Source organism: Streptomyces sp. TM32, from assembly GCF_004122755.1.
GTDB classification, from domain to species: domain Bacteria; phylum Actinomycetota; class Actinomycetes; order Streptomycetales; family Streptomycetaceae; genus Streptomyces; species Streptomyces sioyaensis.
On record NZ_SDIG01000188.1, the window covers coordinates 1 to 11,794 of the forward strand.

Here is an 11,794-nt window from a genome sequence, read left to right on the forward strand (position 1 = left end):
CCGCCCGCGGCCAGCCGCCGGATGGCGGCCATCGGGACGGCCAGCCAGTCGGGCCGGTGCCGGGCCTCGTAGAGCACCTCGTAGACGGCCTTGTCGGTCTCGTAGGCGCGCATGAGTTCGGGCGCCGAGCGCGGGTCGAGCCCGCCGGCTTCCGCGTAGCCCAGGCAGTAGGCGTCGCGGGTGCGGCGCGCCCACTCCAGGGCCCAGGGGTCGGCGCCGGCCGGTCCGCTGCGCGCGGCGTAGTCGAAGGAGCGCAGCATCGCCGCGACGTCGCGCACCGCCGGCTGGAGCCGGCGCCGCTCGGCCAGCGGGCGGGCCGGTTCGCCCTCGAAGTCGATCAGCGACCAGCGCCCCTCGTCGGCGGAGCGCAGGGTCTGGCCCAGATGCAGATCGCCGTGGATGCGCTGGGCGGCCCAGCTGCGGCCGTCCCGACCGAGCGCGGCCAGCGCGTCGAAGGCGGTACGCAGCCGGGCGCGGTAGGGCTGCAGCACGGGCACGGCGCGCGCGGTGGCCGCCAGCCGCTCGTTCATCCGGGCGGCGATCGCTTCGAGCTGCGGGCGGCGCAGCTCGGTGGTCGGCAGCGTCTGGGCGAGTGCGGTGTGCACCTCCGCGGTGGCATGGCCGAGCGCCCGCGCCGAGCCGGTGAAGTCGGCCCGCACCGCCAGCGCGTTGAGTGCCAGCTGCCAGCCGTCCGCCGAGCCCGGCAGGAACGGCTGGAGCACGCCCAGCGTGGTCGCCTCGCCGTCCTCCCCGGCGGCCGCCGTCTCGCACCACGCGGCGGGCGCCGGCACCCGCGCGCATTTGGCGTCCGCCAGCGCCCGGGGCAGCTCCAGATCCGGGTTGATGCCCGGCTCGATCCGCCGGAAGACCTTCAGGATGAAGGAATCGCCGTACACGATCGAGGAGTTGGACTGTTCGACGGCGATCGGCCGGGCCGGGAGCCCGGAGGGGATGACGGCGTCCGGCTCGCGGCAGAAGCGCAGTGCGCCGAGCCGGCCCGGCACCCGCAGCCGCTCCAGCAGCAGCCCGCACAGCCGGTTGTCGAGCAGCGCGTCGTAGACCGCGCGGCCGCTCAGCGGACCGCCGCCGGGGCGTCCGATCACCGCGGGCGCCAGCTGCGGCGGCGGCGCCGGATGCACCCCCAGCAGGAGCTGATAGCAGTCGTCGCCGGCCGGCGTACGGCTCGGCGGCGCGCTCTGCTGGGCGCGGACGAGCAGATGCAGCAGACCCGGCGCGCTGCCGTCGGTGGTGCACGGCAGCAGCTCGGTCGCCGAGAGCAGGGAGAAGCCGGTGACCATCCGCCCCTTGCCGGCGAACCAGCGCTGGCGGGGCACCCATGCGGTGAGCAGGGCGGCCAGCGAGGACAGCAGATCGGGTGCGGTGGCGAGCGGGCGGCGATCAGGGGTGTGGCGGGTGGCACGGGTCGAGGCGGTGTCCGACATGGCGTCGCGTCCTTTCCCCGGGCACACGACATATAGGGCTAAGTGTCCCGGAATGCGGCCTTGACTGTGCGGCGGCGCGGTGGGGGTACCCCCAGACGGAGTCCGGGGGCGCCTCGTGCGAGAGCGTCCGTACGGCAGCGGAATTCGGGCCCGTGCTGTTCCGCTGCGCGGTGTCCCCCTGCGGGGCCGGGGGGACCGACGATGGCCCACCCGGCCCGTGCGGTAGTAGGGAGGCTGCCCGGGCGAAAGGTCAAAAAACGCCCGTACGCGCCATGCGGCCGCGTACGGGCGTCGATCCCGGCAACCCGTGCCCGGTCAGGGCGCCGGCGGCCTATCCCGAGTTTTTGCGCAGCCGGAACCAGTAGAACCCGTGGCCCGCGAGGGTCAGCAGATACGGCAGTTCCCCGATGGCCGGGAAGCGGACACCGCCGATGAGTTCCACCGGATGGCGGCCGCTGAACGCCCGCAGATCCAGCTCCGTGGGCTGGGCGAAGCGCGAGAAGTTGTGCACGCACAGCACCAGGTCGTCGTCCGCGCCGCCGGTGCCCGGGGCCTCCCGCAGAAAGGCCAGGACCGCCGGGTTGGTGGAGGACAGCTCGGTGTAGCTGCCGAGCCCGAACGCCGGGTTCTGCTTACGGATCTCGATCATCCGGCGGGTCCAGTGCAGCAGCGAGGACGGCGAACTCATCGCGGCCTCGACGTTGGTGACCTGGTACCCGTAGACGGGATCCATGATGGTCGGCAGGAAGAGCCGGCCGGGGTCGCAGGAGGAGAAGCCGGCATTGCGGTCCGGCGTCCACTGCATCGGGGTGCGCACCGCGTCCCGGTCGCCGAGCCAGATGTTGTCGCCCATCCCGATCTCGTCGCCGTAATAGAGGATCGGTGAGCCGGGCAGCGACAGCAGCAGGGCGGTGAAGAGCTCGATCTGATTGCGGTCGTTGTCGAGCAGCGGGGCGAGCCGGCGGCGGATGCCGATATTGGCGCGCATCCTCGGGTCCTTGGCGTACTCCGCGTACATGTAGTCGCGTTCTTCGTCCGTGACCATTTCGAGGGTCAGCTCGTCGTGGTTGCGCAGGAAGATGCCCCACTGGCAGCCGGACGGGATCGCCGGGGTCTTGGCGAGGATTTCCGACACCGGATAGCGCGATTCGCGGCGTACCGCCATGAAGATCCGCGGCATGACCGGGAAATGGAAGGCCATATGGCATTCGTCGCCGCCGACGCCGTAATCGCCGAAGTAGTCGACGACGTCCTCCGGCCACTGATTGGCCTCGGCCAGCAGCACGGTGTCCGGATAGTGCGTGTCGATCTCCGCGCGGACCCGCTTGAGAAAGGCGTGCGAGGCGGGGAGATTCTCGCAGTTGGTGCCTTCCTCGGCGTACAGGTAGGGCACCGCGTCCAGCCGGAAGCCGTCGATCCCCAGGTCGAGCCAGAAGCGCAGGGCGGAGATCATCTCCTCCTGGACCGCCGGGTTCTCGTAGTTGAGGTCCGGCTGGTGGGAGAAGAAGCGGTGCCAGTAGTACTGCTTGCGGACCGGGTCGAAGGTCCAGTTGGAGGCCTCGGTGTCGACGAAGATGATGCGGGCGTCCTCGTACTGCTTGTCGTCGTCGGCCCACATGTAATAGTCGCCGTACGGCCCGCCGGGGTCGGTGCGCGACTCCTGGAACCACGGATGCTGGTCGCTGGTGTGGTTCATCACCATGTCGATGATGACCCGCATGCCGCGGTGGTGGGCGGCGTCCACGAATTCCACGAAGTCGGCCAGATCGCCGAATTCGGGGAGCACCGCGGTGTAGTCGGCGACATCGTAACCGCCGTCCCGCAGCGGGGATTTGAAGAACGGCGGCAGCCAGAGACAGTCCACCCCCAGCCATTGCAGATAGTCGAGCTTGGCCGTGATGCCCTTGAGGTCGCCGATGCCGTCGCCGTTGCTGTCCTGGAACGAGCGCACCAGGACTTCGTAGAAGACGGCCCGTTTGAACCAGTCGGGATCGCGGTCTTTGGCCGGGGTGTCCTCGAAGGTGTCGGGGACGGGCTCATTGACGATCAATTGGGTGACCCTCCGATCGGTGAGGACGGTCGCAGCGACAGCACATGGGCGGGCGCCGGTGAGCTGCCAGGCCCCAGGCGCACATAGTTGTCCCTGCCCCAGTGGTAGGTATCGCCGGTGAGCTCATCGCGCACCGGGAAGGACTCGTGCCGGCCGAGGCCGAGTTCCGGCATGTCCAACGACACCGTCGCCTCGTGGGTGTGGTGCGGGTCGAGGTTGACCACCGTGAGCACCGTGTCGGTCCGCTCGCCGCGCCCCTCGCGCTTGGAGTAGGCGAGGACGGCGTCGTTGTCGACCTGGTGGAAGTGCAGATTGCGCAGCTGCTGCAGGGCGGGGTGCCGGCGGCGGATGCGGTTGAGGGTGGTGATCAGGGGGGCGATGGTGTGCCCCGCCCGCGCCGCCGCGTCCCAGTCACGCGGTCTGAGCTGGTACTTCTCCGAGTCCAGGTACTCCTCGCTGCCCGGCCGCAGCGGTGTCGACTCGCAGAGCTCGTACCCGGCGTAGACGCCCCAGGTGGGGGCGAGCGTCGCGGCCAGCACGGCGCGTACCTCGAAGGCGGGGCGGCCGCCCTCCTGGAGGTAGGCGTGCAGGATGTCCGGGGTGTTGACGAAGAAGTTGGGCCGCAGATAGGACGCCGACTCACCGGACAGCTCGGTGAGGTACTCGGTCAGCTCCTGCTTGGTGTTGCGCCAGGTGAAGTACGTGTACGACTGGTGGAAGCCGATCTGGGCGAGGGTGTGCAGCATGGCCGGGCGGGTGAACGCCTCGGCGAGGAAGAGCACGTCCGGATCGGTGCGGTTGATGTCGCCGATCACCTTCTCCCAGAAGGCCACCGGCTTGGTGTGCGGGTTGTCCACGCGGAAGATCCGTACGCCCTTGGCCATCCAGAAGCGCAGCACCCGCTCGGTCTCGCGCACCAGCCCGCGGAAGTCGGCGTCGAAGGCGAGGGGGTAGATGTCCTGGTACTTCTTCGGCGGATTCTCGGCGTAGGCGATGGAGCCGTCGGCGCGGTGCGAGAACCACTGGGGGTGCAGGGTGACCCAGGGATGGTCGGGGGAGCACTGCAGCGCGAAGTCCAGGGCCACCTCCATCCGCAGCTCACGGGCGGTGCGCACGAAGTGCTCGAAGTCCTCGAAGGTGCCCAGGTCGGGGTGGAGGGCGTCATGGCCGCCGGCCGCCGAGCCGATGGCCCAGGGCGAGCCGACGTCGTCCGGGCCGGCCGACAGCGCGTTGTTGGGGCCCTTGCGGAAGGCGTTGCCGATGGGGTGGACCGGCGGGAGGTAGACCACGTCGAAGCCCATGGCGGCGACGGCCGGCAGCCGGTCGGCCGCGGTGCGCAGGGTGCCGCTGACCACCGTGCCGTCCGGGGTGACGGTGGCGCCCTCGGAGCGCGGGAAGAGCTCGTACCACGAGCCGTACAGGGCCCGCCGGCGCTCGACGACCAGCGGCATCGGGCGCGAGACGGTGAGCAGTTCGCGCAGCGGATGGCGGTCCAGCGCCTCGGTGACCTGGGGGGAGAGGGCTGCGGCGAGCCGGGTGGCGGCGGGCAGGTCGGGGTTGCGCAGCGCGTCCACGGCGGCGAGCACCGCCTCGCGCCCGTCGCTCTTGGGGACCTCCGCGGCCGCCCGCTCATGGAGTTCGGCGCCCTCGGTGAGCATCAGCTCGGAATCGAGGCCCGCGGGGATCTTGATCGCGGCGTGCCGGCGCCAGGTGGTGACCGGGTCGGACCAGGCCTCGACGGTGAACGACCAGCGGCCCTCGACGGCGGGGGTGACCTCGGCGCTCCAGCGGTCGGTGCCGGGCGACCGCTCCCGCATCGGTGTCCAGGGGCCGCAGCGGCCGGCCGGATTGCGCAGCACCACATTCGCCGCGACCGCCTCGTGCCCCTCGCGGAAGACGGTGGCCGAGACCTCGAAGGTCTCACCCACCACGGCCTTCGCCGGGCGGCGGCCGCAATCGATCTGCGGGCGGATGTCCAGAACAGGAATGCGACCGATCATGGGCTCACCTGGGCTTGTGGTGCTTTGCGGGGTTCTGTCCTTTGTATCCGCTTTACGGCAAGGGGAACGGCTGCGGGCATGGGCGCTCCTGTCCGCTTTCACTCGGCTGGCGGATGGCACGGCGGGGCGGGGTGCTGCTCCACCGGCCGTCTGTGGCCGGCGGTGCCCCGGTGGATCCGGTGTGCAGGTGCGGCGCGGGGGGACCACGGTGTTCCCGGCGGGCCTTCCCGAAAGGGGTGGCCGGGGAGGTCCACCGGACCGTGCACCGCTGCCGCACCGCGGATCCGCCGCGTCCCGGCGGACGGGCCGTCGCCCCCGCGCGGGTGCTTGCGGAGCCGCGCTGACACGGTCGGGTTCGCCTCCTCAACTCGGTGTGATCACAGCGGAGTTGCGGTGGAGCGGATGTCCGGTGTCGCGCCGGGGCCCGTCGGCGTCACCTCGCAGCCTCCCCCCAGGAAGTAGTCCGTACAAGGGCGCATGAGGGGGTGGAATCAGCCATATCGAGCGACGGGTCGGGAGCCGTGAACGGTCTCCGTCCGGCCGGAAATGCCCGGGAGGGGAGGTGAGTTGAGGCGGTGGCGCGGGCGGGGTGCGGCGCCCGCGCCGCGCTTCTGGGCCGGCCGGCGGCGCTTCGGCCCGGCTCGGCACGGCCCAGCCGGCGTCGCGTGAGCCCGGCGCAGGCACGCCGGTCGGCGGCACCGCACGCTTCCCGGCCCCGGAAACGCGTGAGGGCGGTGCCCGGAAGTCTCCGGACACCGCCCGCTCCGGGGTGGGCTCACCCCGGCACGTTCAGCACGTTCCCGCTCGTTGCGTCACTTGACGGCGACGCCGGTCCAGGCGGCCTCGACGCCCTTGACCTCGGGGCTGCCGGCCTTGTACAGGTCGGTCGCAGCCTTGATGGTCGCCTCGCGGGCGGCCTTGTAGTCGGTGTTCGAGGTCATGTACTCGGTCAGGGCCTTGAACCAGATCTTCTCGGCCTTGTCCCGGCCGATGCCCTCGACCTTCTTGTTGTCCGCGGTCGGGCTGTCGTACTTGACGCCACCGATCTCCTTCGGGCCGCTGCCCTCGGACAGCAGGTAGAAGAAGTGGTTGGCGACACCCGACGAGTAGTGCGGGTCGAGGTCCCCGGTCTTGGAGTCCCAGAAGTCCTTCGACTGACCGTCCTTGGACGGCTTGTCCATGTAGCGCAGCGGCTTGCCGTCACCGTTGATGTTGATCTTCTCGCCGATGAGGTAGTCGCCCGGGTCCTTGTCGTTCTTGGCGTAGAACTCGACCGAGGTGCCGAAGATGTCCGAGGTGCCCTCGTTGAGGCCGCCGGACTCACCGCTGTATTCCAGCTTGGCGGTGGCCGCGGTGACACCGTGCGACATCTCGTGGGCCGCGACGTCGAGGGCGGTGAGCGGGGCCTTGTCGCCCTCGCCGTCGCCGTACGTCATGCAGAAGCAGCTGTCGTCCCAGAAGGCGTTGACGTAGTTCTTGCCGTAGTGCACGCGGGACGTGGCGCCCTTGCCGTCGCCCTTGATGCCGTTGCGGCCGTGGACCTTCTTGTAGTAGTCCCAGGTCTCGGCCGCACCGTAGTGGGCGTCGACGGCCGCGGTCTGCGGGTTGTCGGGCTTACCGGTGCCCCACTTGTCGTCCTCGTCCGTGAAGGCCTTGCCCTCACCGGACTCGCTGTTGCCGAGGTTGACGGTCTTGTGACCGCCGCGGTCGGCGTCGGTCAGCGTGAAGCCGCTGCCCTCCTTGGAGGTGCCCAGGTCGACGCTGCCGCTGAACTCGCTCTCGCCCTTGCCGGTACGGATGTCGTCGTACTGGAAGAGCTTCTTGCCGCTGTTGGCGTCGGTGATGACGTGCATGCGGCTGGGCGTGCCGTCCTTCTGGACGCCCTTGACGACGGTGTCGTAGGCGAGGACGGGCGAGCCGGAGGCGGCCCAGACGACCTTCTGGGGCGCCTGCGCGTCGGCCTTCTTGGCGCTGAGCGACTTCGCGGCCAAGCCCTGGGCCGACTGCGCGGCGGCGGTCGGGGCGATCTTCGCCGTGGTGGAGGCCACCTTGATCGACTTCTCGGTCGACTTGGTGGTGCCCTTGACCGCGCCGCCCTTGGCGGTGTGCACGACCAGGTCGCCGCCCAGCACCGGCAGGCCGGCGTAGGTGCGGTCGTAGCGGGTGTGGGTGGTGCCGTCGGCGTCCTTGATGACGTCCTTGACGACCAGCTTCTCCTGCGAGCCCAGGCCGAGTTCCTTGGCCATCTGGACCTTCGCGGCGCCGGCGTCGCGCAGCAGCTCGGTGCGCTGCGAGGCGCTGAGCTTGAGGGGTGAACCGTCCTTGGTGGGGGCCGGGGCGGTGGAGGCTCCTGCGGTGCCGGCGATACCGGCGGCCAGCAGAGCGGCGGCGGCGATGGCGCCACCGGTCACACGGGTCTTGCGAGATATGCGGGGGGTCACGCGTGCTCCTTCAACTTTGCCAAGTGGTGGGGGTGCAAAGCGATGCGGGTGTGACGTGCGTTCGGGAAGACTGCCATTCGAACGCGTGCATGTCAGGAGGCTGTTCACAGGTTGGCTGGAAATCGTCCGTAGAGTGGTGATCGCGGTTCGTATAACGGAGAGGGGCGTCGCCCCCGGTGACCCGGGGACGACGCCCAATCGCCGTGCTCAGCAGGCCCGTTGCCAGGTGGCTCGAACTGACGGCCCGCTTATGTCACACCAAGGTGACTCTTTGGTGCGGCAGTTGGTCAGAAAGTGAGCTTCCAGCTGTTGATGTTGCCGCTGTCCTCCGCGTAGATGTCCTGCACCCGCAGCTTCCAGGTGCCGCTCGCCTTCTCGGAGGAGGCGTTGACGGTGTACGTGGTCTTCACGTTCGCCGCCGAGTCGAACGGGTTGGCGTTCTTCAGCCGGTAGGCGGTGCCGTCCGGGGCGATCAGGTCGATGACCAGGTCACCGCGGTAGCTGTGGACGATGTCGACGCCGACCTTGAGCGTGCTCGGGGCGTTGCCGCTGCGGCCGACGTTGATCGGCGAGGTGACCGCCGCGCCCGCGTCCGGGATCGCCACGTCGTCGGTGTTCTCGAAGACGCTGCCGCCACCGGAGGTGCTGACCGTCCAGGTGAAGGCGGCCGTCCCGGTCTTCTTCGCGGCGTCGGTGACCGTGACCGTCACATTGCTGGTGCCGGCCGTGGTCGGCGTGCCGGAGATCAGACCCGTGCTCGTGTTGAGCGACAGCCCGGCGGGCAGCCCGGTCGCCGCGTACGAGAGCGCGCCCGCGGTGCCGCTGGTCGCCTTGATCTGCAGGCTGGCGGCCTGGCCCACGGTGCTGGACTGGTTGCCCGGGTTGGTGACGGTGACCCCGCCGCCGTCCGGGACGCGCGAGCCGACGTTGACCGCCGCCCAGGTGTTGGCGACCGTGTTGTACGACGCGCTGCCCTGGCCGAAGAGGTCCGCCGCGGCCTTCAGGGTGGCGTCGCGGGCGCCCGCGTAGTTGGTGTTGGCGCTCATGTACTGGCTGAGTGCCTTGAACCAGACCTTCTCCGCGTTGGCCCGGCCGATGCCCGGGACCGGCAGGTTGTCGAAGGTCGGGCTGTCGTAGTGGACGCCGCCGATGTCCTTCGGGCCGCTGCCCTCGGACAGCAGGTAGAAGAAGTGGTTGGCGACACCGGACGAGTAGTGCACGTCCTTGTTGCCGACGTTGCTCGACCAGTAGTCCGCCGACGCGCCGTCCTTGGACGGCTTGTCCATGTAGCGCAGCGGGGTGCCGTCGCCGTTGATGTCGATCTTCTCGCCGATGAGGTAGTCACCGGGGTCGGCGGAGTTGTTGGCGTAGAACTCGACCGAGGTGCCGAAGATGTCCGAGGTCGCCTCGTTCAGACCGCCGGACTCGCCGCTGTAGGTGAGGTTCGCGGTGGCCGCGGTGACACCGTGCGACATCTCGTGGCCGGCCACGTCGATGGAGGTCAGGGGGGCGGCGTTGCCGGAGCCGTCGCCGTACGTCATGCAGAAGCAGCCGTCGTCCCAGAACGCGTTGACGTAGCTGTTGCCGTAGTGGACGCGGGAGTAGGCGCCGACGCCGTCCCCGCGGATGCCGCTGCGGCCGTGCACGTTCTTGTAGTAGTCCCAGGTCACCTGGGCGCCGTAGGCCGCGTCGACACCGGCCGTCTGGGCGTTCTGCGCGGTGCCGTCGCCCCAGGTGTCGTCGGCGTCGGTGAACAGCGAACCCGTCCCGGACGAACCGTGCTTGAGGTCGTACGTCTTGTGGTTGCCGCGGGTCGGGTCGGTCATCGAGAAGTTGGGCGCCGAGCCCGACGTGCCGAAGTTGACCTTGCCGCTGTACTCGCTGTTGCCGACGCCCTGCTCGATCCCCTGGTACTGGAAGAGCTTGGCGCCGGTCGTGGCGTCCGTGATGACGTGCAACTGGTTGGGCGTGCCGTCGTCCTGGAGCCCGCCGACCACCGTCTCGTACGCGAGCAGCGGCTTGCCGTCGGCGACCCAGATCACCTTGCGCGGTGCCTTGGCGGCCTCGGTCTTCGTCGAGCCGAGCGCCCGGGCCGACGACACGGCCTTCGCCTCGGCGGTGGCCGGGTGCACCTTCGCGGTGGTGCTCACGACCTTGAGCTGGGAGCGGACGGCCTTGGTGACGCCCTTGAGCGCGCCGCCCTTGCTCTGGTGCACCACGAGGTCACCGCCGAGGACGGGCAGTCCCTCGTAGGTGCGCTCGTAGCGGGTGTGCACGGTGCCGTCGACGTCCTTCGAGACGTCCTTGACGACCAGCTTCTCCTTCGCCCCGAGCTTCAGCTCCCGGGCGGTCCGTGCCGTGGTGGCGTTCGCTGCCCTGATCAGCTCCGCACGCTGGGACGGGGACAGCTTGGCCGGCAGTGCGCCGGGCCGGGGCGTGGCATGCGTGGTGCCCGGCCGCGGGGTGGCCGCCGTACCGGTGCCGGCCTGGACACCGACGGCCAGCATCGCCGTGACGGCGACGAGTGCGCCGGTCGCAACGGCGCGTCCATGGGGGGTGCGTCTCACGCTGACTCCTTCTGCGGTGGCCGCGACGTGACGGGGCGGCCGAGGGGGACCAGGCGGCCCATCGGCCGTCCGGGCAGAGCGAGGCAGAACTCTTGGAGCGTGTGGGGGGAGACGTACGGGTGATACGCGGCGTGCCAGTGATACGTGGCGTTGCCGGTGGAGCGGGTGGTGCTGAGGAAAACGCTGCCGCGGCGGCTGGTGCGGTGGGGGTCCGTGCGGCGGTTGCGGGGAAGAGTCCCACCTCACGTGGCTTGTTGTCAGGCTCCGTTCAACTAATTGGCCGGAAACCGTCCGTTGCCCGAAATCCGTGTCCGGAAGCCGGACGGTCCGTGATCGGCGGATACGCCGCTCCCGTGCTCCCGGGCTCCGGAACGGCTCGAACCGCAGCTCACGGCCGTCCGGATCCGCACCCGGGACGACCGGCTCACGTCGCGTCCGGCGCGGCGGGGCCCCGGCCGTGCCAGCAGTGCCACAGTGCGGCATAGGCGCCGTCCGCCGCCACCAGCTCGTCGTGGGTGCCGAGTTCGGTCAGCCGGCCGCCCTCCATGACGGCCACCCGGTCCGCGTCGTGGGCGGTGTGCAGCCGGTGTGCGATCGCGATGACCGTACGCCCCCGCAGCACGGCGGCCAGGGCGCGCTCGGTGTGCCGGGCCGTCCGCGGGTCGAGCAGCGCCGTCGCCTCGTCCAGGATCAGGGTGTGCGGATCCGCCAGCACCACCCGGGCCAGGGCCAGTTGCTGCGACTGCGAACCGTCGAGGCGGTGCCCGCCGGCGCCCAGCTCGGTGCCCAGACCGGCCGGCAGCTCCCCGGCCCACTCGGCTCCCACGGCGGCCAGCGCGGCGTGCAGCGCGGCGTCGTCGGCCCCGGGCGCGGCGAGCCGCAGATTGTCCCGGACGGTGCCCAGGAACACATGGTGCTCCTGGGTCACCAGGACGATCTGCCGGCGCAACACGTCCGGATCCAGCGCCGCGACCGGCGCCCCGCCGACCGTCACCGAGCCGCTGCGCGGGGCGTCGATCCCTGCCAGCAGCCGCCCCAGGGTCGACTTCCCGGCCCCCGACGGGCCGACCAGAGCCAGCCGTTCGCCGGGGCGGACGGTCAGGTCGACGCCGCGCAGCACGTCGTCGTGCCCGTGGTCGTAGGCGTAGTGCACGGCCGTGACGTCGATCCGGTCGTCGGCGGGTACGGCGGGCGCCGGGGCGGGCTGCTGGGCGGGCTCCGGTGGTATCTGCGACGGGCGCGCCGCGCGTATCTGGCGGAAGGGGCGGCCACTTCGGCGCTCGCCGAGCTCCTG

The 11,794-nt window shown here is 70.6% G+C and carries 6 protein-coding genes; all 6 read right to left on the bottom strand.

Annotation, left to right across the window (positions count from 1 at the left end):
- The coding region (locus EST92_RS27740) for a maltokinase (RefSeq protein ID WP_129283486.1) at positions 1 to 1,442 on the bottom strand (1,442 nt) is incomplete at its 3' end.
- 331 nt (positions 1,443 to 1,773) lie between these two features.
- Entirely contained in the window at positions 1,774 to 3,492 is a 1,719-nt protein-coding gene (gene treS, locus EST92_RS27745; protein WP_129283487.1) for a maltose alpha-D-glucosyltransferase, read from the bottom strand.
- Positions 3,489 to 5,492 carry an alpha-1,4-glucan--maltose-1-phosphate maltosyltransferase gene (locus EST92_RS27750; RefSeq protein WP_129283488.1) on the bottom strand — a complete coding sequence of 668 codons (2,004 nt, stop codon included), beginning with the start codon at positions 5,490 to 5,492 and terminating at the stop codon, positions 3,489 to 3,491. The genes treS and EST92_RS27750 overlap by 4 nt, the downstream gene beginning before the upstream one ends.
- 812 nt (positions 5,493 to 6,304) lie before the next feature.
- Positions 6,305 to 7,933: a M4 family metallopeptidase gene (locus EST92_RS27755; protein ID WP_129283489.1), complete on the bottom strand. Its 1,629-nt coding sequence runs from the start codon at positions 7,931 to 7,933 to the stop codon at positions 6,305 to 6,307.
- Between the two features lie 287 nt (positions 7,934 to 8,220).
- Positions 8,221 to 10,500, bottom strand: coding sequence for a M4 family metallopeptidase (locus EST92_RS27760; RefSeq protein WP_129283490.1), 2,280 nt, complete (start codon positions 10,498 to 10,500; stop codon positions 8,221 to 8,223).
- A 424-nt stretch (positions 10,501 to 10,924) separates the two neighbouring features.
- Positions 10,925 to 11,794, bottom strand: an 870-nt coding sequence (locus tag EST92_RS27765; RefSeq protein ID WP_254069058.1) for an ABC transporter ATP-binding protein, incomplete at its 5' end; no start/stop codon positions are given.

What these genes read in the sequence shown, in the direction of transcription:
- EST92_RS27750 (WP_129283488.1), bottom strand. Translation starts at nt 5,492, where the DNA reads ATGATCGGTCGCATTCCTGTTCTGGACATCCGCCCGCAGATCGATTGC.